This is a genomic window from Mesorhizobium sp. M0590 (genome assembly GCF_040320905.1).
Lineage (GTDB): Bacteria > Pseudomonadota > Alphaproteobacteria > Rhizobiales > Rhizobiaceae > Mesorhizobium.
Window position 1 is genome coordinate 109,847 of the sequence record NZ_JAMYQN010000008.1, and the last position, 22,774, is coordinate 132,620.

Annotated in this window: 24 protein-coding genes and 1 tRNA gene; 10 read left to right on the forward strand and 15 right to left on the reverse strand. The window is 62.1% G+C overall.

Annotation, left to right across the window (positions count from 1 at the left end; genetic code table 11):
- Positions 1–178 precede the first annotated feature (178 nt).
- The 5 genes from NKI52_RS15470 to NKI52_RS15490 all read left to right on the forward strand — a co-directional run bounded on the left by NKI52_RS15470 (position 179) and on the right by NKI52_RS15490 (position 5,424).
- Positions 179–1,156 carry a Bug family tripartite tricarboxylate transporter substrate binding protein gene (locus NKI52_RS15470; protein ID WP_023675288.1) on the forward strand — a complete coding sequence of 326 codons (978 nt, stop codon included), beginning with the start codon at positions 179–181 and terminating at the stop codon, positions 1,154–1,156.
- A 158-nt stretch (positions 1,157–1,314) separates the two neighbouring features.
- On the forward strand, positions 1,315–1,848 hold the full coding sequence (locus NKI52_RS15475; protein WP_023675289.1) for a tripartite tricarboxylate transporter TctB family protein: 534 nt from the start codon (positions 1,315–1,317) through the stop codon (positions 1,846–1,848).
- 4 nt (positions 1,849–1,852) lie between these two features.
- Positions 1,853–3,376, forward strand: a complete 1,524-nt coding sequence (locus NKI52_RS15480) for a tripartite tricarboxylate transporter permease (RefSeq protein ID WP_023675290.1) — start codon at positions 1,853–1,855, stop codon at positions 3,374–3,376.
- 15 nt (positions 3,377–3,391) lie between these two features.
- A complete protein-coding gene (locus NKI52_RS15485) occupies positions 3,392–4,576 on the forward strand; it encodes a CaiB/BaiF CoA transferase family protein (RefSeq protein WP_352698507.1) in 1,185 nt (394 codons plus the stop codon).
- The gene (locus tag NKI52_RS15490) at positions 4,573–5,424 is read left to right on the forward strand and encodes a citryl-CoA lyase (RefSeq protein ID WP_352465928.1); all 852 of its coding nucleotides are present in this window, start codon (positions 4,573–4,575) and stop codon (positions 5,422–5,424) included. The genes NKI52_RS15485 and NKI52_RS15490 overlap by 4 nt, the downstream gene beginning before the upstream one ends.
- A 78-nt stretch (positions 5,425–5,502) precedes the next feature.
- Here the strand turns inward: NKI52_RS15490 and NKI52_RS15495 are convergent, their stop codons facing one another.
- From NKI52_RS15495 to NKI52_RS15555, 13 genes are all read right to left on the reverse strand, one after another.
- Complete coding sequence (locus NKI52_RS15495; protein WP_352465927.1) at positions 5,503–6,012, reverse strand: NUDIX hydrolase; 510 nt, start codon at positions 6,010–6,012, stop codon at positions 5,503–5,505.
- A gap of 130 nt (positions 6,013–6,142) precedes the next feature.
- Entirely contained in the window at positions 6,143–6,448 is a 306-nt protein-coding gene (locus NKI52_RS15500) for a hypothetical protein (RefSeq protein WP_023675294.1), read from the reverse strand.
- 141 nt (positions 6,449–6,589) lie between these two features.
- Positions 6,590–7,282 (reverse strand): response regulator transcription factor, encoded by a 693-nt coding sequence (locus NKI52_RS15505; protein ID WP_023675295.1) that lies wholly within the window; start codon positions 7,280–7,282, stop codon positions 6,590–6,592.
- On the reverse strand, positions 7,279–10,020 hold the full coding sequence (locus NKI52_RS15510) for a DUF4118 domain-containing protein (RefSeq protein WP_352588308.1): 2,742 nt from the start codon (positions 10,018–10,020) through the stop codon (positions 7,279–7,281). Before NKI52_RS15510 ends, NKI52_RS15505 begins: the two co-directional genes overlap by 4 nt.
- Positions 10,021–10,073: 53 nt before the next feature.
- Positions 10,074–10,643: a potassium-transporting ATPase subunit KdpC gene (kdpC, locus tag NKI52_RS15515; RefSeq protein WP_023675296.1), complete on the reverse strand. Its 570-nt coding sequence runs from the start codon at positions 10,641–10,643 to the stop codon at positions 10,074–10,076.
- Between the two features lie 12 nt (positions 10,644–10,655).
- Positions 10,656–12,749: a potassium-transporting ATPase subunit KdpB gene (gene kdpB, locus NKI52_RS15520; RefSeq protein ID WP_352698509.1), complete on the reverse strand. Its 2,094-nt coding sequence runs from the start codon at positions 12,747–12,749 to the stop codon at positions 10,656–10,658.
- A 213-nt stretch (positions 12,750–12,962) separates the two neighbouring features.
- On the reverse strand, positions 12,963–14,666 hold the full coding sequence (gene kdpA, locus NKI52_RS15525) for a potassium-transporting ATPase subunit KdpA (protein ID WP_352698511.1): 1,704 nt from the start codon (positions 14,664–14,666) through the stop codon (positions 12,963–12,965).
- A 25-nt stretch (positions 14,667–14,691) separates the two neighbouring features.
- Positions 14,692–14,835 (reverse strand): K(+)-transporting ATPase subunit F, encoded by a 144-nt coding sequence (gene kdpF / locus NKI52_RS15530; RefSeq protein WP_352698513.1) that lies wholly within the window; start codon positions 14,833–14,835, stop codon positions 14,692–14,694.
- A 280-nt stretch (positions 14,836–15,115) separates the two neighbouring features.
- Complete coding sequence (locus NKI52_RS15535; protein WP_352698515.1) at positions 15,116–16,597, reverse strand: hypothetical protein; 1,482 nt, start codon at positions 16,595–16,597, stop codon at positions 15,116–15,118.
- Positions 16,598–16,710: 113 nt separating this feature from the next.
- On the reverse strand, positions 16,711–16,893 hold the full coding sequence (locus tag NKI52_RS15540) for a hypothetical protein (RefSeq protein ID WP_254816845.1): 183 nt from the start codon (positions 16,891–16,893) through the stop codon (positions 16,711–16,713).
- On the reverse strand, positions 16,893–17,081 hold the full coding sequence (locus NKI52_RS15545) for a DUF3606 domain-containing protein (RefSeq protein ID WP_023675302.1): 189 nt from the start codon (positions 17,079–17,081) through the stop codon (positions 16,893–16,895). Before NKI52_RS15545 ends, NKI52_RS15540 begins: the two co-directional genes overlap by 1 nt.
- 232 nt (positions 17,082–17,313) lie before the next feature.
- On the reverse strand, positions 17,314–17,544 hold the full coding sequence (locus NKI52_RS15550) for a hypothetical protein (RefSeq protein ID WP_023675303.1): 231 nt from the start codon (positions 17,542–17,544) through the stop codon (positions 17,314–17,316).
- A gap of 407 nt (positions 17,545–17,951) precedes the next feature.
- Positions 17,952–18,386, reverse strand: a complete 435-nt coding sequence (locus NKI52_RS15555) for a DUF3597 domain-containing protein (RefSeq protein WP_023675304.1) — start codon at positions 18,384–18,386, stop codon at positions 17,952–17,954.
- A 321-nt stretch (positions 18,387–18,707) separates the two neighbouring features.
- Here NKI52_RS15555 and NKI52_RS15560 point away from each other — a divergent pair, with 321 nt between their 5' ends.
- From NKI52_RS15560 to NKI52_RS15580, 5 genes are all read left to right on the forward strand, one after another.
- Entirely contained in the window at positions 18,708–19,133 is a 426-nt protein-coding gene (locus tag NKI52_RS15560; RefSeq protein WP_352465923.1) for a cupin domain-containing protein, read from the forward strand.
- A 120-nt stretch (positions 19,134–19,253) separates the two neighbouring features.
- The gene (locus NKI52_RS15565) at positions 19,254–19,853 is read left to right on the forward strand and encodes a YdeI/OmpD-associated family protein (RefSeq protein ID WP_352465922.1); all 600 of its coding nucleotides are present in this window, start codon (positions 19,254–19,256) and stop codon (positions 19,851–19,853) included.
- 462 nt (positions 19,854–20,315) lie between these two features.
- The gene (locus tag NKI52_RS15570) at positions 20,316–20,588 is read left to right on the forward strand and encodes a hypothetical protein (protein ID WP_031211351.1); all 273 of its coding nucleotides are present in this window, start codon (positions 20,316–20,318) and stop codon (positions 20,586–20,588) included.
- A gap of 268 nt (positions 20,589–20,856) precedes the next feature.
- Positions 20,857–21,264: a hypothetical protein gene (locus tag NKI52_RS15575; protein WP_023675307.1), complete on the forward strand. Its 408-nt coding sequence runs from the start codon at positions 20,857–20,859 to the stop codon at positions 21,262–21,264.
- A gap of 382 nt (positions 21,265–21,646) precedes the next feature.
- Positions 21,647–21,922, forward strand: a complete 276-nt coding sequence (locus tag NKI52_RS15580) for an Arm DNA-binding domain-containing protein (protein WP_352698518.1) — start codon at positions 21,647–21,649, stop codon at positions 21,920–21,922.
- A 111-nt stretch (positions 21,923–22,033) separates the two neighbouring features.
- Here NKI52_RS15580 and NKI52_RS15585 read toward each other — a convergent pair whose 3' ends face one another.
- Positions 22,034–22,339 (reverse strand): hypothetical protein, encoded by a 306-nt coding sequence (locus NKI52_RS15585; RefSeq protein ID WP_352448285.1) that lies wholly within the window; start codon positions 22,337–22,339, stop codon positions 22,034–22,036.
- Positions 22,340–22,635: 296 nt separating this feature from the next.
- Positions 22,636–22,725: transfer RNA gene (locus NKI52_RS15590), tRNA-Ser, on the reverse strand.
- Positions 22,726–22,774: the final 49 nt, after the last annotated feature.

A 22,774-nucleotide genomic window follows, 5' to 3' on the forward strand; every position in this document is an offset into this window, starting at 1 on the left:
CGTCGTCCGGCGTCGAGTTCGCCTGCCTGAAGATCGCACAGGCCGATTGTGCCGCATGCGGCGTGTTCTGTCTTTGACAGGAAGACGCAAACTCTGCATGAATTTTATCGAGCGGGTCTGAAGTCAGGCCACGTTTCTGGCAGGCACCGGAGGAGGTGTCGCGATTTGGAGGAATCCCATGCTGAACAGACGCCGATTCTTGATGAGCACCGCTGCAGCAGGTGCTGCCGGACTGGCGGCATCGCATTTTATCCCCGCCTTCGCGCAGGACGCACCGCAGCTGCAGATTTTCGTGCCGGCGGCGCCGGGCGGCGGCTGGGACCAGACGGCGCGCGCCATGGACCAGGTGCTGCGCGGCGAAAAACTGATCTCCGGCTCGCAGATCACCAATGTCGGCGGCGCCGGCGGTACTGTCGGCCTGCCGCAATTCGTCAACCAGTGGAAGGGCAAGGGCAATGCGCTGATGTTGGCTGGCATGGTCATGGTCGGCGCGATCATCGCCAACAAGGCGGCTAACAACCTTACCGAGGTCACGCCAATCGCCCGCCTCACCGGCGAGTTCGAGGCGCTTGTGGTGCCGGCCGCCTCGCCATTCAAGACTGCGGCCGACTTTGTTGCCGCCCTCAAAGCCGACCCGACGCAGGTTCCGGTCGCCGGCGGTTCGGCTGGCGGCTCGGACCACATCTTGTTCGGCCTCATCGCCAAGACCGTCGGTGTTCCGGCCACCAATCTCTCCTATGTGCCGTTTGCCGGCGGCGGCGAGGCGCTCTCGGCGCTGCTCGGCAACCAGGTCGCGGCCGGCATCTCCGGCTATGGCGAGTTCGCCGAACAGGTCAAGGCGGGTGCGCTGCGGCTGCTGGCCATCTCCGCGGATAAACGCCAGGAGGGAATCGATGCGCCGACGATGAAGGAAGCCGGCATCGATGTCGAGCTGTTCAACTGGCGCGGCGTCTTCGCACCGCCCGGCGTCTCGGACGCCGACAAGGCAGCAATGATCAAGCTGATCGAGACCATGGCCAAGAGCGACGCCTGGGCCACCGAATGCAAGAACCGCAACTGGACGCAGATCCTGCTCACCGGTGACGATTATGCGAAATTCGTCGCAGAAGACACGGCCCGCATCGGGACGATCCTCAAGGACCTCGGCCTAGCGTGATGCTCTCGGCAAGGGGCGGCAGCCTGCGCCAACCCTTGCCGACTTTCGCCAGCCGCATGGACATACGCGGCGCCGGAGGTGAAACTACGCCGGGATCGGCCGAGTGAGACCGGTCCAAGGAGAACCGGCCCCAAGGGACCGACATTGGGAGGACGATGATGAGCACCAGCGACCAGCCGGCGCCGCCGCGCCTTGCAGTACCCGAACTGCTGATCGGCGTCGGGCTCCTCGCCTGTGCCGGTGCGGTTGCCTGGCAGACGCTGGCAATCCCGGTGTCGCCGCTCTATTCCAAGGTCGGTCCGACCGTCTTTCCCTACATCACCATGACCGGGATGGTGATCCTGTCGCTGCTGCTCATCATTGCCGCCTTGCGGGGCGGCTGGCAGCCGGAGGACGAAAAGGAGACGCCGACCGACTGGAAGGCGATGGGCATCGCCGCCCTCGGACTGATCGCCAACCTGGTGCTGATCCAGCCGCTCGGCTTTACCGCGGCATCTGTCATCATGTTCGTTCTCATCTGCCACGGTTTCGGCAGCCGGCGTCCGCTGCGTGACGTGCTGCTCGGGCTGATCCTGGCGCTGGCCGCCTATTTCGGCTTTGCCAGGGCGCTTGGCGTCAATATCGGCGCCGGCTTCATCGAAAACCAGCTGAACGCGATCGTCGATTCGGTCGTTGCCATGCTGAGGGGCTGACGCCATGGAAACGCTCGGCCATCTCGCGCACGGATTTTCGGTCGCCTTCTCGCCGATCAATCTCATATGGTGCCTGGTCGGCACCACGCTGGGGACTGCGATCGGCGTGCTGCCCGGCCTCGGGCCGGCACTGACCATCGCGCTGCTGTTGCCGATCACCTATCAGGTGGCGCCGGAGGCATCCTTCATCCTGTTTGCCGGCATCTACTACGGCGCCATGTATGGCGGCTCGACGACATCGATCCTGCTCAACACGCCTGGCGAAAGCGCCACCATCGTCACCGCGCTGGAAGGCAACCGGATGGCCCGCTCCGGCCGTGGCGGTGCGGCCCTGGCGACCTCGGCGATCGGCTCCTTCGTCGCCGGCACGCTGGGCACGATCGGCGTTGCCTTCCTGGCGCCGATCGTCGTCAAATTCGCGCTGGCCTTCGGCCCGGCCGAATATTTCTCGCTGATGGTGCTGGCCTTCATCACGGTTTCGGCGGTGCTCGGCTCGTCGTCGGTGCGCGGCCTGACCAGCCTGTTCGTCGGCTTCGTCGTCGGCATGATTGGCGTCGACCTGCAGACGGGGCAGCCGCGCTTCACCTTCGGCATGAGCGAATTGCTCGACGGCGTCGACGTCATCGTCGTCGCCGTTGGCCTGTTCGCCGTTGGCGAGACGCTTTACATGGCCTCGCGCCGCTATGCCGGCAAGGACGACATCGTGCCGTTGAAAGGGTCGCTCTACATGACCGCGGCCGAATGGTCGCGCTCGTGGAGGCCATGGCTGCGCGGCGCCCTGATCGGCTTCCCGATCGGCGCCATGCCGGCCGGCGGCGCCGAAATCCCGACCTTCCTCTCCTATGCGATCGAGAAGAAACTCTCCAGACACAAGGAGGAGTTCGGCACGGTCGGCGCCATCGAGGGCGTTGCCGGGCCGGAAGCGGCCAACAATGCATCCGCGGCCGGCGTGCTGGTGCCGATGCTGACGCTCGGCCTGCCGACCTCGGCGACGGCCGCGATCATGCTGTCGGCGTTCCAGAGCTACGGCATCAATCCGGGGCCGCTGCTGCTGACGACGCAGGCCGACCTGGTGTGGGGGCTGATCGCCAGCCTGTTCATCGCCAATGTCATCCTCGTCGTCCTCAACCTGCCGCTGATCGGGCTCTGGGTGCGATTGCTGAAGATCCCGGCGCCGCAGCTCTATGCCGGCATCCTGGTGTTCGCCACGGTCGGCACCTACGGCATCTCGCAATCGCCGATCGACCTCGTCATCCTCTATCTGCTCGGTGCCGCCGGTTTCCTGATGCGGCGTTTCGATTTCCCGACCGCGCCCGTCATCATCGGCATGATTCTCGGGCCGCTTGCCGAAACGCAGTTCCGCCGCGCGATGACCATCTCGAATGGCGATTGGACGGTGTTCTACAAGCATCCGCTGTCGCTGACGCTGCTGACGCTGGCCTTCATCGGGCTGGTTGGACCGCATATCTGGGCCTACATCGAGCACAGACGCATGCGTGGACCGGAGCACGTGCCGGGCGATGCCTGAGCTGTTCGTGACGTCATGACAGACCTGCTTTCCGGCATCCGCATCCTTGACCTGACCAATGTGCTGGCCGGCCCCTATTGCGCCTACCAGCTGGCGTTGCTCGGGGCCGACGTCATCAAGGTCGAGACGCCGCAAGGCGGTGATCTGGCGCGCCAGCTCGGCGCCTCGCCGGAGCTCAACCGGGCGGGCATGGGCGCTTCGTTCCTGGCGCAGAATGCCGGCAAACGCTCGGTGGCGCTCGATCTCAAGCAGGAGGCCGACCGCGAACGCTTCCTCGATCTGGTCGCTTCGGCCGACGCGCTGGTCGAGAATTTCCGCCCCGGCGTAATGGACCGGCTGGGGCTTGGCCATGCCAGGCTGAAGGAGGTCCGGCCAAGCCTTGTCTATTGTGCGATATCGGGCTTCGGCCAGACCGGGCCGATGCGCGACAATCCAGCCTACGACCAGATCATCCAGGGTCTTTCCGGCATCATGAGCATCACCGGTACACCGGAAACGGCGCCGCTGCGTGTCGGCTATCCGGTTGCCGATACGCTTGGCGGGCTGGTCGGAGCGTTCGCCATTACCGCCGCATTGGTCAAGCAGAAGACGACAGGCGAGGGCGCGTTCCTGGACGTGTCGATGCTCGAATGCACGCTTTCTGCGCTCGGCTGGCCGGTGTCGAACTATCTGACGGCGGACGTCGAGCCGCAGCCGATGGGCAATGAAAACATGACGGCCGCACCGTCTGGCGCGTTTCGCACCGGCGACGGCTTGCTCAACATCGCCGCCAACAAGCAAGAGCAGTTCGTCACACTGTGCCGGTTGATCGGCCGGCCGGAGTTGGCGGCGGATGTCCGCTTTGCCGAGCGCGAAACGCGCAAGCAGAACCGCATCGCATTGAAGGCGTTGATCGAGGACGCCCTGGCGAGCGGCTCGGCCGCCGCCTGGGAGGAGACGTTCAATCGCGCCGGCGTGCCGGCCGGCCGGGTGCTGACGATCCCGCAGGTTCTGCAGGAGCAACAGGTGATCGAGCGCGGCATGACGGCGCGCTTCCAGGCTGTGTCCGGAATGGACAAGCCGCTGACCGTGGTGCGCGGCGGCTTCATGGTCGATGGCAAGGCACCTTTGCCGAGCAGGCCGCCGCCGGGGCTGGGCGAGCATATGGACGAGGTTTTTGCCGACCTGCCGCCACGCGCCAAGAAAAGAGCGAAGGCATGAGCGGAACGCAAAACAAGACTGGTCGCGCGCGCGGCGAGGAATGGTGGCAGACCGGCATCATCGAGATGCGCCCCGGCGTCATCCGGCTGCGCGGCTATGAAATCCAGGATCTGATCGGTCGCGTCAGCTTTCCGGCAATGATCTGGCTCATGCTGCGCGGCGAAACGCCAAGCGAGGAGCAGGCGGCGCTGCTTGGCATCGCGCTGGGTGCTGCCGTCGACCATGGGCCGCAGGCGCCGTCGATCGCCATCGCCCGTATGGCGATCACCTGCGGCGTCGGCATCAACAGCGCCATGGCATCAGCCGTCAACGTGCTTGGCGATGTGCATGGCGGCGCCGGCGAACAGGCGCTTTCCTTCTACGGAGACATCGCTGCCGAACTGGACGCCGGCATGCCGCTTGCGGACGCCGTGTCGGCGCGGCTCGATCGTTTCCTTGCCGGGGAAAACGGTTATGTGCCCGGGCTCGGCCATCGTTTCCATCCGGTCGACCCGCGGGCGCCCCGCCTCATCGAGCTAACCCGCGACTTTGCCGCGCGCGGCATCGTCAGCGGGCGCTTCGCCGATATCGCCGAGGCGATCGAGGCCGAGGTGGCGCGGCGCAAGGGCAAAAAAATCCCGCTCAATATCGACGGCGCCACGGCCGTCATCTACGGCGAGCTCGGCTTTCCGCCGCCGCTGACGCGCGGCCTTTTCGTGCTGTCGCGCTCGGTCGGCATCCTCGCACATGCGTGGGAACAGTCGCAGGAAAGCGACCGCAACAAGGGGCCGCTGCCGCGCGAATGGCTGTGGGCCTATACCGGCACGCCGGCGCGGCCTCTGCCCGAGGAAGACGATGGCAGTCAGTGAGGCATCGGTTCAAGAGACGGCGGCGGCGGGCGCTGGAACCAATTCCATCCCGACACAGTCGGGGCAGGCCTCCATCTTCTATTGAGCGGGATCTTTTCCGAACGCCGGACCCTGCTTTTTGGGATTATGCTCCAGCTCGGCAATCCTGATGTTCCTCACCAGCGTCGAAAGATCCGGCTCGTCGATGAGCAACGCCGCGTCGGCTGGTGCCAGCCACGCACGCTGACGCCTCTTGGATTCCTGCCAGTCGGCAAGTTCCTCGGTTACCTCCAGCAAATAGACGACGACGTCGACACGGACGAAGCGGTTCGCCAGCCGCTTCCAGTAGCAATAGGTGCCGGCCGGCTGTTTCAGTGTCTTGCCGAGAACGCCGGCTTCTTCCTGTGCTTCGATGGTGGCCGCCTTGCGGCCGCTCTTGCCCTTCATCGGCCAGCCCTTCGGCACAATAAAGCGCCTTGTCGTTCGCGATGTGACCAGCATCACCTCGACTTCGCCATGCTCGTTCAGCCGAAACGGAATCGCCGCGACCTGGCGAATCCGGTCGCCCTCCCTTGCCTTGCGTACGACCTTCTTCTTGCTGGCTGCCATTCGATAATCCAGTCGAGGCGGTGCCCAAACGGCAAGGGCAGCGTTGCAAAGTCGGCCGCTTTCAATGGGGCGCAAGCGGAGCGGTTTCCACAATATATAAGTCGGCTAAATAAATGGAAAGGGCCGGTCGTCAGCGGCAGGTGCTGACAAAGCCGCTCCCCGACGGCAGCAACTGGCAAGTTGGCCTCATCTGCGGCACCTCCTGCCGTTGCGGTGTTGGGATTTGGCGATCCTGGGCACGGTACTGCTGTTGCTGCTGCTGGTATTGCTGCCGCCGCAGCCTGTTCTCCAACATCTGCAACTGGTCTTGCTGGATCAACACGTTGCGGTCGGCGGGACTGACGACCTGTGCCGATGCAGCAGGATTTACGCCCGACAGCATCGCCGCGGTCAGCATTGCCGACCCTAAAAACGTCAATAGACGAAGCCGTGACATCCATTCATTCCCGCACAAAACCGATCTTTCCCGCACAAAACCGATCTTTCCTTAATATAGGGCTTTTGTCCGACGACACCATGGCCGCCGCTGATTTGAAGCGGATTGGAAGAGGCATTTCGGCTTCGGATGCTCCTCGCGTCAATCGACTTCGCGCAGCCGGTATCCGACGCCGGTCTCGGTCGTGATATAGCGGGGCTGGTCGGGCGTCTTCTCAATCTTTAGCCTGAGTTGCCGGACATAGACTCTGAGATATTGAACGTCGGTGGAATCGCCCCAGACCTGCTTCAGCAGGAACTGGTGGGTGAGAACCTTGCCGGCGTGCTGCACCAAGGTGCGAAGAATGTCGTATTCCTTCGGCGAGAGCTTTATCTCCTTGTCCTCGACCTTGACGACGCGCTTCACCAGATCGACGGAGAGGTCGCCGGTTTGGAACACCGGTCTCTCACCCTGCTGCTGAAACTTGTGGCGAAGCGCTACGCGGATGCGTGCGACAAGCTCGTTCATACCGAACGGCTTGGTGACATAGTCGTCGGCGCCGAGTTCGAGGGCGGACACGATGCCGGCCTCATCAGTGCGGCTGGAAAGAATAACCACGGGAATGTCCAGGCCATCATCCCGCCATTTGCGCAGCAAATCATGGCCGCTCATGCCGGGGAGGCCGAGATCGAGCAGGACAAGGTCCGGCTTTTCCGTCTCGATGAGTTCAATCGCCGCCCTGGCGTTCGGCGCCTCGCTGATCGCATAGCCTTGGCTGCCAAGCCCGACGCGAAGCAGTTTCCGGATCGGCGGTTCATCGTCGACCACCAATATCCTGACGTCCAGGCTCGTCATGCCAGATCGTCCATATTTTGATGGCCCGCATCGGGTTCGCCGAGGTTGGGCAGTTCCGCCGGCACCAGTTGCATCCTGATGGTGAAAACCGCCCCCGAGCGGTCGGACCTGTTTGCCGCCGAGAGCGTCCCGCCCATCGCTTCGATGAAGCCGCGGCAAATCGACAGGCCGAGCCCCGTGCCGGCACGCACCTGGTCACCCTTGCGCACACGGTAGAAAGTGTCGAAAACGCGCTCTAGATCCGCTGGCGGAATGCCTGGTCCCTCATCCATGATCTGCAGGATGACGAAGCCGTTGTCGGCCCAGGCTTGCAGGCGGATCGTCGAACCTGGCGGCGCGTATTTTGCAGCATTGTCGAGGAGGTTGAACAGCACCTGTTCGAACAGAACGGGGTCGACCCGCAACATCGGCAGATCCGATGGAATGTCGATCTCGGTCTTATGCTCGCCGACGATTTTGCGGGCCCGATACAGAGCTGAACCGACAATGTCGCCGAGATAGTGAAACGCATAGTTCGGCTCCATCGTGCCGGATTCGATCTTGGTCATATCGAGCAGATTGGCAATGAAGCGGTTAAGCCTCTCCGCTTCATCGAGCACGGTCGACAGCAGTTCCGTCCGGTCCTGCTCGGGAAGTGCGGCCTCGAAGTCCCTGAGTGTTCCGGCCGCGCCCATGATGGCGGCAAGCGGCGTCTTCAAATCGTGGGAAATGGAGGTGAGCAAGGCCGAGCGCAGACGGTCTGCCTCGGCCGCGAGCTTGGCCCGGTCAACATCGGCGACGAGCTGGATGCGCTCGATGGCGACCGCCGCCTGGTCGGCGAGCGCATCGAGCAGACGCTGCTGCTCGGGTGTCAGCAGCGGACCTTGCTTGTCGTTGTCGAGGCCGACAACGCCCACCGCCGTGCGTCCGGTCCGCAAGGGCAGATAGAGGCGCTTTGCTCCGGGCAGCGTGTCGGCGCCGCGCCCGGCGGCGCGGTTATGCTCCCAGGCCCAGCGGGCTGCTGCGATGTCGGCCTCGGCCAGCGTGTCGTCGGGTGGGTAGCCGGCTTTGACCGCAATTGTGCCGTTCTCCGGCAGAAGCAGCACCACGCGCAGCTTCAGCATCGAGGCGATCTGGAAGGCAGTCGCCCAGAGAACGTCATCAAGCGTCCCAGCGCCGGCGAGCTTCTTTGAGAAGAGATAAATATCTTCTGTGGCGCGTGCCCGCGAGCGCGCAGCGACCGCCTGACGCTGCACGCGCGCTGTTAGATTGCTGGCAATGACCGCAACAACCAGGAAGACAGCCAGCGCAACGATGCTCTCCGGATCCTCGATCGTCAGCGTGTAGCGTGGTTCCAGGAAGAAATAGTTGAAGGCAATGGCGCTGATGAGGCAGGCATACAAAGCCGGCCAGAGACCGCCGGTCACCGCCGACGTCAGGACCCCAATGAGAAAGATGATCGCCAGATTGCGGACGTCGAGAAACTGGTCGAGAAGAACGGCGAAGGCGAGCGAGCCAACAACATAGGCCGTGGCCCTGAGATAGGGCCAGATCTCGAACTGCCACTGCTCGTCCGCCGCCTTGACGGTCCTCGACGTCGCCTCGGCGTTGCGTTCGTTTCCCGAAATGACATGGACGCTGATGTCGCCGGCATTGCGGATGAGATCGTAAGTGAGCGAGCCTTCGATCAATTCCCGCCAGCGCGATCGGGTCGGCCTGCCGATCACGATATGGGTGAAGTTGTTCGCCGTCGCATGCCGAACGATGTCTTGCGCGACGTTCTGACCCGGAATGGTCGTCACCTCGGCACCGAGCTGCTCGGCAAGGCGCAGCTGCGTCGCCAGCCGATCCTTGTCCTCCTCGGGCATGGCCGCTGAATGAGGGGTATCGACATGAAGCGCCGTCCAAGGGGCGCGGAGCCGGTCGGCCAACCTCCGCGCATAGCGTACACGGGCCGCCCCGCCCGGACGCGCATCGACGCAGACGAGAACCCTTTCCCCCGCCGCCCAAGGCCCGGGTATCGCGTGGGCCTGCATGTGGGTCAGCAACTGCTCGTCGACCCGCTGGGCAGTGCGGCGGAGCGCCAATTCCCGGAGCGCCGTCAGATTGCCCGGCGAGAAATAGTTCTCGATGGCGCGCTGGGCTGTGCTGGGGATGTAGACCTTGCCTTCCTCAAGCCGCTTGATCAGATCGTCGGGGGTGAGGTCGATGATCTCGATGTCGTCGGCCTGGTCGATTATGGAGTCGGGGACAGTTTCCCGCACCCTGACGCGGGTGATCTGCGCCACGACATCGTTCAGGCTCTCGACGTGCTGGATATTCAGCGTCGTGTAGACATCGATGCCGTGCGTCAGGATTTCCTGGACGTCGAGATAGCGCTTGGGGTGACGGCTGCCGGCGACGTTGGTGTGGGCGAGTTCGTCGACCAGAACTAGGGCCGGGTGCCGGGCGAGGATGGCGTCGAGATTCATCTCCTCAAGGATCCGCCCCTTGTAATCGATCTCAAGGCGAGGAATGACCTCGTAGCCTTCGACCAGCGTCTGGGTTTCCTTGCGGCCGTGCGTCTCGACGATGCCGATCACCACGTCGACCCCGTCGGCCAGCCTGGCGCGGCCCGACATCAGCATCTCGTAGGTCTTGCCGACACCGGGGGCGGCGCCGAGAAATATCCTCAGGCGACCGCGCTCCTCCCGCTCGGCGTGCTCAAGCAGCGCGTCGGGAGAGGGCCTGGTTTCGGCGGTGCGGCTGTCGTCTGGCATAAGGGTCAATCATGAACGGCGCCGGCTTCGGTGTCGATCCCGGCGCCGGTCCTTCACTGTTTCATCGCATCGTCCAGCGCAAGGTTGAGGGCCAGCACATTGACCACCGCCTCGCCGATGAATCCCAATTCGCGATCTTCGACATGGCTGTCGACAAGCGATTTGATCCTGGATTCATCGACGCCCCTGGCCTTGGCCACCCTGGCAACCTGAAAATAGGCCGCATCGGGGCTGATATGCGGATCGAGGCCGCTGCCGGACGTGGTGACCAGATTCATCGGTACCGGCTGGCTCGGGTTTTCGGCTCTCAGCTTTTCGGCGTCGCTCTTGATCCTGTCGATGAGCTTCGGGTTGGTCGGGCCGAGATTCGAGCCGCCCGAGGCGGCGGCATTGTAGCCGTCGCCGGCAGCCGACGGGCGGCCATGGAAGTAGCGGTCGCTTTCGAAAGCCTGGCCGATCAGCTCGGAACCGACGAGCTTGCCGTCCTTCTCGATCAGGCTGCCATTGGCCTGGCGCGAAAACAGCGCCTGGGCAATGCCGGTCATGCCGATCGGATAGACCAAACCCGTCAGAATGGTGAAGAAGACGATCATGACGATCGCGGGCCTGATTTGATTGAGCATCGACGTGGTTCCTTAGGCGAGACCGAGAGCGGTGATGGCCATGTCGATCATCTTGATGCCGACGAAGGGCACTACGACGCCGCCAAGGCCATAGACAATGAGATTGCGGCTGAGCAGCGCACCGGCGCCGACCGCGCGGTATTTGACGCCCCTCAGCGACAGCGGGATCAGCGCAATGATGATCAGCGCGTTGAAGATGATGGCCGAGAGGATAGCGCTCTGCGGCGTCGCCAGATGCATGACATTGAGCGATTGCAGCGGCCCGGCGGTCTGGCCCGGGGCGATGTAGAAGACGGCGAATATTGCCGGGATGATGGCAAAATACTTGGCCACGTCGTTGGCGATGGAGAAGGTGGTCAGCGAGCCACGCGTCATCAGGAGCGCCTTGCCGATTTCGACGATCTCGATCAGCTTGGTCGGATCGCTGTCGAGATCGACCATGTTGCCGGCCTCGCGCGCCGCGACCGTGCCGGTGTTCATGGCAACGCCGACATCGGCCTGCGCAAGGGCCGGCGCATCGTTGGTGCCATCGCCGCACATCGCGACCAGTTTGCCTTTGGCCTGCTCGTCGCGGATCAGCTTCAACTTGTCCTCGGGCGTCGCCTGGGCAAGGAAGTCGTCGACGCCGGCTTCCGCCGCGATCGCCGCCGCGGTCATCGGATTATCGCCGGTGATCATCACCGTGCGGATGCCTATGCGGCGCAATTCGGCAAAGCGTTCTGCGATGCCGCCCTTGACGATGTCCTTCAGATGGACGACGCCGAGCAGGCGCCCGTCGCGCTCTACCGCGAGTGGAGTGCCACCCGATTTGGCGATCTCGTCGGCGATCGCCTGAAGGTCGCGGACGGTGTCGCTGCCGGGGCGCGTACTGCCTGTGGCAACGGTCGAGAGGTTGACGTGGGCAAGTACCGCATCGACTGCGCCCTTGCGGACCGAGGAGCCTTCCAGATCGACACCGCTCATGCGGGTTTGCGCGGTGAAGGGCACGAAAGTCGCATGCAGACTTGCCATGTCGCGGGCGCGGATGGCGTATTTTTCCTTCGCCAGGACGACGATCGAGCGGCCTTCCGGCGTTTCGTCGGCAAGCGAGGCAAGCTGAGCCGCGTCGGCCAGTTCTTGTTCGGTGACGCCCTTGACCGGACGAAATGCCGTCGCCTGACGGTTGCCCAGCGTGATGGTTCCGGTCTTGTCGAGCAGCAGCGTGTCGACATCGCCGGCCGCCTCGACGGCGCGGCCCGACATGGCGAGCACGTTGAAGCGCACCAGGCGGTCCATGCCGGCAATGCCGATAGCCGACAGCAGGGCGCCAATTGTGGTCGGAATCAGGGTAACGAACAGGGCGACCAGCACGGTCACCGAGATATAGCCGCCCGAATACGAGGCGAAGCTCGGGATCGTCGCCGTCGCCAGCACGAAGATCAGCGTCATGCCGACGAGCAGGACGTTGAGCGCGATCTCGTTGGGTGTCTTCTGGCGCTCGGCGCCCTCGACCAGCGAGATCATGCGGTCGAGGAACGTATGACCGGCAGCCGCGGTGATGCGCACGCGGATCCAGTCGGACAAGACCTGCGTGCCGCCGGTCACCGCCGAACGATCGCCTCCGGATTCGCGGATGACCGGTGCGGATTCGCCGGTGATGGCCGCCTCGTTGACCGACGCCACGCCTTCGACCACCTCGCCGTCCGAGGGGATGATGTCGCCGGCTTCGACAAGCACGATGTCGCCGACCTTCAGGCTGGTGCCGGGCACCAGTTTGAACTTGCTGCGGTCGCCACCGTTCAACAGCTTGGCCTGCGTCTCGGTTCGCGCCCGACGCAGCGAGTCAGCTTGCGCCTTGCCGCGGCCTTCGGCCACCGCTTCGGCGAAATTGGCGAAGAGCACGGTGAACCACAGCCAGATGATGATCTGCAGCGTGAAGCCAAGATCGCCGCCGCTGGTAACGAGATCCTTGACGAACAGCACGGTGGTGAGCGCCGAGACGACGGCGACGACAAACATTACCGGGTTTCGCATCAAGGTGCGCGGGTTCAGTTTTCTGAAGGAACCGCCGATAGCGGGCCACAGAATGCGGGTATCCATGATGCTCACGGATTTCGACGGGCTCATTTGGTAGCTCCAGTGTCGATGTTGTTGACCGGTCGATCGTGTGCCGAACGAAGGTGCGGCGGCCCGTAAGCCAGCAGCCAGATCATGATCAAGGCTGCCGCAATAGCGAGGAATGTGGACAGCGTCGGGAAAGGAGGAGGCGTTTTCTCCCCCTCCGGCTCGGGGCGATGCCGGACCTTTCGAGGTATGATCTCGAACCAGGGCATCGTCGTTTCAGAATGTCTGACCGTGAATCATCGCCAGGTGCTCGACGATCGGTCCGACCGCCAGGGCCGGGAAGAAGGTCAGGCCGCCGACGATCAGGATGACACCGGCCAGCAGCCCGACGAACAGCGGACCGTCGGTCGGGAAGGTGCCGGCGGAGGCAGGGACGGTCTTCTTCGCAACCAGCGAGCCAGCAATCGCCAATGCCGGAATAATGACCAGGAACCGGCCCATCAGCATGCCGATGCCGAGCGTTACGTTGTACCAGGGCGTGTTGCCGCTGAGGCCGCCAAAGGCGGAGCCATTGTTCGCCGCGGCCGAGGTGTAGGCATAGAGAACCTCGGAGAAGCCGTGCGGGCCGGCATTGGCGATGGAAGCAACGCCGGTCGGCAGCACCACCGCGATAGCGGTGAAGATCAGCATTGCAAGCGGCAGGCAGAGCACGGCCAGCATAGCCATCTTGACCTCCTTGGCCTCGATCTTCTTGCCGAGATATTCGGGCGTGCGTCCGACCATCAGCCCGGCGACGAAAACGGCAATGACGATGAACATCAGGATACCGTAGAAGCCGGCGCCGACGCCGCCGACAATGACCTCGCCGAGCTGCATGTTGATGATGGGGATCATGCCGCCGAGTGCGGTGAAGCTGTCATGCATGGCGTTGACCGCGCCGCAGGATGCGGCCGTGGTGATGACGGCAAACATTGCCGACAGGGCGATGCCGAAGCGGCTCTCCTTGCCCTCCATGTTGCCGCCGTCGACGCCCAGCGCATGGACGAGCGGATTGCCGGCGGCTTCCGCCCAGTAGCAGACGGCAACGCCGGCGATGAACAGCACGCCCATAGCCGACAGAATTGCCCAGCCCTGGCGCTGGTTGCCTACCATGCGGCCGAAGACATTGGTCAACGCCGCGCCGAGGGCGAAGATCGTCACCATCTGGATCAGGTTGGAGATTGCATCGGGATTTTCGAAGGGATGCGCTGCATTGGCGTTGAAGAAACCGCCGCCATTGGTGCCGAGCATCTTGATGGCAACCTGGGAAGCGACCGGCCCGACCGCGATAGTCTGTTGGGCGCCTTCGAGCGTCGTCGCGTTGACGTAGCCAGCGAGCGTCTGCGGCATGCCGAGATAGACATAGACCAGAGTCAACACGATGCAAAAGGGCAAAAGCAGGTAGAGCGTGCCGCGGGTCATATCGACCCAGAAATTGCCGATCGATTTGCCTGAGGCCCTGGCAAAGCCGCGGATCAATGCGACCGCAATGGCGACGCCAGTCGCCGCCGACAGAAAATTCTGCACGGTCAAGCCGGCCATCTGCACGAGATAGGACATCGTGCTTTCGCCGCCGTAGTTCTGCCAGTTGGTGTTGGTCATGAAGCTGGCGGCGGTGTTGAAGGCCAGCCCAGGTTCGACGGCGGTCATGCCGGCCGGATTGTAGGGCAGGCCGCCTTGCAGCCGTTGCAGCGAATAGAGCACCAGGAAGCCGGCCAGGTTAAAGAACAGCAGGGCCGCCGCATAGGAGGTCCAGTGCTGCTCCTCGCGCTCGCTGGTCCCTGATATGCGGTAGAGCCCGCGCTCGAGCGGGGCCAGAATTGACGACAGGAATGTGCGCTCGCCGCTGAAAACGCGATGCATGTAGCCGCCGAGCGGCTTGGCCAGCAGAACGACGATCCCGCAATAGACGAGGATCTGCAGCCATCCGTTGATTGTCATGGGGTTGGCTCCTTGCCAGCGGAGATCAGAAGCGTTCCGGGCGAACGAGGGCGTATGTCAAGTAGGCGAGAAGAAACAAGGTCACGGCGCCGCCGAGGATATAGTCTAAAAGCATGTTGCGATCCCCTAAACTTACAGCTTGTCGCAAGCTTTGATGTAGCCGAAGCATAGAGCAAAGAACGCGATTCCAATCGCGACAACAACTATGTCCACCGCGCGTTTTCCTTATGTTGTATTTGTTTGTTTACTTTAACAAACTATCCAAACCCGTCGCCGCATCATATCGGCGGCTGGATACACCGCTCCTGTGAATATGGATCAAAGCGCCATAAAGGTTCGAGACGGGACGCGGAGCAAAGAAATCAAAATCCCATAAGGATTTCGCCGCCTCGGCGCTGGCCGAAGCTTCAGGGGGGGAAGTGCGCACCGGCGCGCGAAGCTGCCGGGGCTCAGTCCGCGCGGGTGTAGATCACCGCGTAATCGTCCGCATACGCCCGCTTCCAGCCCAGTTCGTCGAAGAACGGAATGCGGCTGTCGTCGGCGGTCAACAATGCCCAGCCTATCGTATATTTGTCGAGTTGGGCTTTCAGGATCGGCTTGCCCCGGCTGTGCCCCGTCTGCTCATCCGTTTCCGTAAAGCCATTCAGGAAGAGCTGATCCGCGCGGCCGTCGATAAACGTCCTGATGCCGTGGAAAATCAGCGTGCCGCCGAAATCGTAGGAGTTCAGCAGATTGCCCGACAGATTATGGGTTTGGGCAAAGGCCAGTGCGTCCCTCGCCGAGGTCTTCTGGCTCGGCGCGACCGGATAGGTCGTGAAGGCGGCAGCCGCCAAAACCAGCAAAACGGCAAGTCCAGCACAAATCCTGGAAAATTGCCGTGCGAAAAATTGTTCAAGTCCGTCACGCTTTTCCGCCGCCCATTTCTCGGCTGAAAGCGCTGGATATTGTTGCGCGACCTCGACGGCAAGGACCACCGGCACGAGAAGAAAGAACAGGTACATGAACCGTATGTGGGTGAGATAGACGTGCAACGTGAAGACAAGGAACAGCGCCTTGGCCCAGCCAATGCGCAATCTCGACACGAGCAGCCCGAAAAACGCCACCAGCAGGGCCACCTCCTGGAGGGTGTGCCGCGAGGCGTCGAAGGGTTGCCACTCCGCAATGTAAGGCACCGCCTCATTGCCATAGGCCACGGTGAATGTGGCGAGTATGGCCTTGACGCCATAGGGATTGAGCAGGCTGACCAGCGGGCAAAGCAGCCCGAAAACGATCCACTTGGCCAGCAGCCAGGCGTTCGACAAGCGTGTGCGCGTGACGAGATCGAGGCCGGCGAAGGCGGCGATGACGAAACCGAAGGTGAAGGTGGCATGGAGATTGGCCCACAGGCAAAGCAGCGCCAGCAGCCATAAGGGCGGTGCTTTCTCGTTGCGTGCGGCCTGGAAAAGACCGGCGGTCCAGACGACGATGATGGGCAAGGTAAAGATGTGCGGCCGGGCGACATAGACTGGCCCGATCAAGAGCGCGAGAACCAGCGTCAGTCCTATCGCCAGCGTCGGCTTCAACCACGCGCTGAGATACCACGACGTCAAAAAGACCGTCAGCGCGATTATTGCAGTCGCCAGCAGCACCACGCCGTTCCAGCCGCCGGCTTCAAAGGCAATTGCAAGGAGAACCTGGCTAAGCCATTCCTTGGCGATCCATGGCTGGCCGGCAAAAGTATAGGAATAGATGTCGACGGTGGGGAATGTGCGGCTTGCCAGCATATCCATGCCGATCTTGATGTGCCACCAGCTATCAGGATCCTGCAGGAGGGAGGTGGCAAAGGCGAGGAGCGCCGCCGCCATCACGACCGCCGCCAGCAGGCAAAACATCAGCCTCACATGCCGTATGTCGTCTATCGACGGCCTCGCCTCACCAGATATCCCGCGCATATGGCATCCCTGAGCCGCGATAGCGGAAGGGATAGGCCGAATTTGTTAGAAAACCGATAAGCTGCAGGATTGCGGCCACAACCCTGTGCCGCGCGTCCAACCGGCTCGGCGGCTCAGCCCTCGGCCTTGAAGTTCTTGGCTTCCTTCTCGACCTTCGGGCTGTCCTTGCCGTGCTTGCGCATCAGATCCTTCGCCTGCTTCGGCGAAACGTCGGTGGTTTCGGCCAGGCGCAGAGCCTCCTTTTCGTCCGGATCGCGCGTCTTGCGGTCGGCCATTGCGGTTTTCTTGTCAGCCATTACGACGCTCTTATGCTTTCGGCGATTTCGTTCAGCACCTTGCGGTCGGTGCCGTGGCGCTTGATCAGCGTGCGTGCCTGATCCGGGGTGATGCCCGCTTCCTCGGCGAAGTGACGTACCTCGTAGTCTTCGCCGCCCGCCATTCGTGAGCGGTCGCGACTGTCGGTCTTGGTTTTGTCGTCGGCCATGGCAGCTCTCCTCATCTCGACGAGAGCATAACGGGCAAGATTTCAGCGAGTTCCTTCGAGCGTGTCGCCCAGTTGCCTGCCCTCGGGCATGACCGGGCATGCGCGGCGGTTTGCTCAAAGCAGGGGCTTGGCGTCAGGCCGGCCTTCGCGCACAAACAGGCTGGCCTCTTTGGCGGCGCTGCCAACCGCCCGCCACTGCTCCTGGGCGCAGCCTGGTATTCGTTCCGGATTGCTAATGGGAGCGATGGTCGAACACGACGCCCATGGTCCTACCAACGGCCGTCATGACGATAAGCTCGACCAGATCGTCGTCACTGTTGCCGCAGGCCGGGGCCGTCCTGCGAACGATGTCCAGCATCGCCCTCGTCGATATGGTGTCGCCGGCACCGAACCGTGAAAGCGCAGATGAAACAAGCTCTTGGGCCGTCAAGTCGGCGACGGTCACCCGCTGCACCACGTTCATTGGCTTCCTCCCACCATGAACCCTCTCCCGGGAGAATGATACGCCGAACGTCGCGTTTCGCCAGCGAAATGGTGGTCCTACCAGCGCGTGGGCAGCGACCGAAATCGTCGGTTTTGCGGGAGGCAATCCGGGCGCGAGGCGGCAGCGCTTTTGTGCCATGCGACTTCGCCATAGACCCAATCCCGGCGGCCGGGATCGGTCTCAATTTTATTTACTGGCAGTCTGATGCTTGGCAGTGTGGTCTGCTCGGTTGCGGCCGAAGCCAGCGCAGCAAGAACCACGGTGCGGGCAGGACCGGGACGGTTCGTCGTTTCACGGAAACGCCGAACCGGTCTGTCTTTTTGTTTGACGCAATTCCGGACGGAAAACCGTTCACACGTTTTCCTGGAATTGCTTGTCTTGTGACTCTAGGCGGCCAGGTCGCTCGGAAGCTTGCCGCCATTCTCGGCCAGCTTTTTCATCAGTGCGTCGTGCAGCCACAGATTCATCGTTACAGTGTCGTTCATATCGCCGGTGTAGTTCAGCTCGTGGGCAAGCTCCTTGCGGGCGCCGAGGCTGCTGTCGATATTCAGAGCCTTCATCAGGTCGACGATCGAATTCTTCCAGTTGAGTTTCTGCCCCTTCGCGGCCACCGCCTTGTCGAGAATGGCAGCGATGTCCGGGGCAGAGGACGGCGCGGCCGGCGCGGCCGGAGCCGGGGTTGCAGCCGGGGCGGATCGGGTAGGCGCCGTCGGCTGGGTGGCCGTGCTCGAAGCAGGCGCGGGAGACGGTTGCGCCGGCGGCGCTTCGGCCGCAACCGCGTTTCCGAAAATCGCACCTTTGATACTGTCGAAAATGCCCATTGCTATCTCCTGTGTTGGCTCGACGGTGTGTTGCCTTGACGGTCGGTGGGGCGACCGTTGCCGAATGCCGCATTGAGCGCCCTGGTTGTACCGGACCACGAACGCAACGCAGGGGCAACTTAAAACTGGCTAAAAGGTAAAGGCTTGGTTGCATTGGGGAATCGGCTCAGTGATCCGGCCCGAGAGTAGAATAGGTCGGATCGCGGCCCGACAAATCGTCACGCGCAATGGGCGAGGGAACGGTCAGCAGCCAGTTTTGCTGACGCAGACCAGAAAAATCATCTAGATTCGTGTTCGCAATTCGCTGAGAGGAACGAAGCCATGACAGCAGTCGTCGCATCCGACAGGCTCGAACGTTCGCTGGTTTGGGCAGAGGACGATCCGTCGGTCAAATGGGCCGGCGCTTTCGCGGTTTACGGCGGGCACGGCACCACCCAGTCCTCGGTCATTGTCTACGAGATCGAGCCCGGCAAGCGGCTCGGCTGGCACAGCGACGCCACCGAAGAGACGCAATACATCATCGCCGGCACCGGCGAGCTACACATTGAGGGCGGCACCACCCACCCGGTCGGGCCCGGCAGCGTCCTGGTACTTCCGACGCCGGTCAGGCACGACCTCGTCAACACCGGCACCGAAACCCTGCGCGCCGTCGCTTTCTTTGCGGCGGCGATGTTCACGCAGACATTCGACAACGTCATGCTGCCGCCGAAATCCCATGTCCTCGGCACGCCCAATCGTGCGGGCTGAATGCGTGCCGGCGAGAATCACCAGGCCTGCGGATTGCGGACTCGGAGCTGAGATGAGCGCGCGCGCGGCCGGCAAGCGGTTTGGCGTCGTTACGCGCTCGCGTCATGGGCGGACCGGCTGATGGCGCCCGTCAAGGTCGACCCCGCCAAGGTGCGCGAGTTCAGGGATGCCGAAAGCTTCCATGCCTGGCTTGGCGAGCATCACGACAGTGAGGACGAAGTCTGGATCAAGATCCATAAGCTCGATTCGGGACTGCCGTCGATCACTCCGAAGCAAGCCATCGACGTGGCGTTGTGCTGGGGCTGGATCGATGCGGTGCGCAAGGCCTTGGACGGCAAAAGCTACCTGCAGCGCTACACCCCGCGCGGCAAGAAGAGCACCTGGAGCCAGATCAATGTCGACAATGTCGCCCGGCTGATCGAGGAGGGCCGGATGACCGAGCACGGGCTGAGGCAGGTCGATGCGGCCAAGGCCGACGGCCGCTGGGCGCTCGCCTACAAGAGCGGCAAGGAGATGAAGATCCCCGACGACCTCCAGGCGGCAATAGACGCCGAGCCCAAGGCGAAAGAGATGCTGGCAAAGCTCAGCGGGCAAAACCGCTTCGCACTCGCCTTCCGCATCCACAACATGAAAACCGAAGCCGGACGCAAGAAGAAGATCGCGGCGTTCGTGGAGATGCTGAAGCGCGGCGAGACGATCTATCCGCAGGGCAGAAAGTAACATCTGACGAAGCGTGCCGGCGCTGCGTCTTGTGCTTGTCCCTGTCGGCGAGCCCCGAATGCGGCCGGATCGCTGCTCAGGCCCACCTTCGATCCAGGCGATGTCGCCGACGATTTGTTTTCGACGAGCGTCGCCCGGCACTTCGACACCAGCTCTCATTCGTTTAGTTGATGCAGGAAAAAGTCTCGTCCTCACAGTCGGCATAGTATATTAGCAGGCGCTGTTATGAGGTTTTTGCCCGTTCAGGAGCCGACTGGCACGTGGGCCGTGTTTGATGCGACCGTGGACGTGCCTGCGGATTTCGCTGGCAGTTGCCTTATCGGCTTGCCGCGGGAGCGGGCGGAGTGGCTCGCAGCAAGAGCCAATCGAGATGCTGCAAAAGGCACTTCGATTTGCCGGTTGTCAGCTGCCGGACCGGCACAAGCCGCGGTTCTTAGACTTAGACCGATAGGAGAGATTTCGATGATGCAAGAAAGGGTAATGGCGGCTGCGTTGGCAGCCAGGAATCAGGAAGCGGATATTCGTGGTGTCTTCGACATCACCAACAAAACCGATGCGCCAATTGGCCCCCGCCGATTGGGCGAGGCTATCCACTTTGTCGCCAATGCACCTATCGTTGGCTATGATGTTCACGCCGCCGTCATCAGATATGGCCCACTCGGAACCCCCAGCCTCAGAGCAACAGATTGCGCACAGCTGTGGGAGAAGTTCGGCGAGGCCTTGCTGCAACACTGACGGGCAGACCTTTGGCGCGTATGGTACCACCATCGTGCAGGACACTTTCCTGGCGAGAACGACATGAAGCCTGCCCGGTAATGTTGCAATTAAATTAGCGTGAGTGCATATTTTTTTCTGGCTGGGCTCGCAACCGGCCAGGCCCGGCGGCCGGCCGCCAACGGGCTGTCAGGCCGGCGACAAATGGCTCCGCAGGCCCGACGGTCCCTTGGCAAGATCGCCGGAACCACAGCATGATGCGGCGGCAAAACGGGTTTGGGAGAATGACATGCCTAAGGTTTCGGAACTCTTTTTCAAGACAGCCATCATCTTTCTTATTCTGGGAATTGCAGCTGGCCTGCAGATGGCAATTTCAGGCGATCACGGCGCGTTTCCGGCTCACGCGCACATCAACCTGCTGGGGTGGGTCACCAGTGCAATATTCGGCGGCTATTATGCGCTGAATCCGGCGAAGGCTGCCCGCAGGAGCGCCATGATCCACTACGGCGTCTACAATCTCGGCCTGGTCGTGATGCTGCCGGCTCTTTACCTGATGCTGCAGGGAAACCCGGCGCTCGAGCCGATCGTCGCCACCGGCTCAATGATTGTCGCTGTCGCCGTGCTGATCTTTGCCTTCGTGGTTTTCTCCGCCGAAACAGAGCGCTCGGTCTCGGGAATACAAGCGGTCCCGCGCTAGACGGGGCGGCGATGGCGCCGAGTCGACCAAGCCCGTGCTTCTGGTGAAGCGCGGGCCGATTGGTTGTAGGCTGATCTGAGGTAAGGGTGCGGCGAAGATGAAAGCCGCTCCGTAGCCTTCGCGCCCCCTCTGCCTGCCCCAAGATACCTGCACCGCAGCGGCAGTAGCCGTCCAGCGTCCCTTTAGGCTGGCGAACCGGTGAGATTTATTTGGCGGAGAGAGCGGCAGCCAGTCGGCTGTTCGTCTGCGGCCAATGACGTCCAATAACGCTTTGAAATCAAGTCGTTAATTTTTCAGTTCGTCCAACGACATTCATTGCCGTCCAACAAAATCGCCGATACAATGTGGGTGAAAATGTGGGGTGGGGTGAGTTGGGCGGACGATGCAAAAATCGGGAAAGCACCCGGACAAGGCGCTAAGCGCGATCGAGGTGCGGCAGGCTAAGACTCCGGGACGATATGCCGATGGCAATGGCCTTTACCTCGTCGTGGACCCGTCGGGAGCGAAGCGTTGGCTCCTCCGGATCATCGTCCAAGGCAGGCGTAGAGACATCGGATTGGGCGGCACGCCGATCATCTCGCTCGCCGATGCACGAGAAACCGCGCTAGCTTACCGCAAGAAGAGCCCAAATTTCGTGCGCGCAAACCGGATTCGATGACAAAATTTGCAGGCCGCGAACGCAAAATTCTACCCGCGCGAAGCACTATCAGAGGCAAAAATCAGCATGCAGAACAGCCAAAAATCGCTGCGCGGGCCCCAAGTGTCCCCTCTATTTGATCGTCAATCGACCGGTTAAATGCAACAATAGAAACAGCGCAAAGGACACAGTAACGGCAGCGAGAACTGCGATGCACGCCTTTCTTTCGGTCGGCTTGGCGTATCGCATCAGTATCAAGAGACCAAAAATGGAAGCCAGCGGAATCAGGTATTGCCTGACTAATTCGGGCTCCGCAATCCAAGCTCCGGGTACATCGTAGCGGAACATGTGCCAGATCAGTGAAGCAGTCAGTGCCGCATGCATCAATGCCAGCAGCCCAAGTACAGCGATGGCAATCCACTTCAGTATCGTCACCATCTTTCGCTCCCCACAGGATCGGGCGACAGGTCAACACGCCCACCAAAATCAAAGCCTCTCCACACACCCGCCAACGTCGCCGTCGTCCCCGTAGTGACAGGACCATCCGGCCCCAGACTCACATAGTTGGAGAGGCGCTCAACTTCGCTCCACAATGAAGCGCTCTTGCTAGAGATAGCGTCCAGAGAAAGCCTGTGACAGCCATTTTAATCCACACAATTATGTGGGGCAAAAAGTGGGTCAAATACTGCGAGCCATGAAATTTATTAGGTATTTCAGCAATTTGGCGAGGCAACTGGCGGAGAGAGCGGGATTCGAACCCGCGTTACGGTCTCCCGTAAACACACTTTCCAGGCGTGCGCCTTCAACCACTCGGCCACCTCTCCATCCTTTAGCATTTTCGCCGCGGCCGGTTTCGCCGCGCGGGTTGGGGAG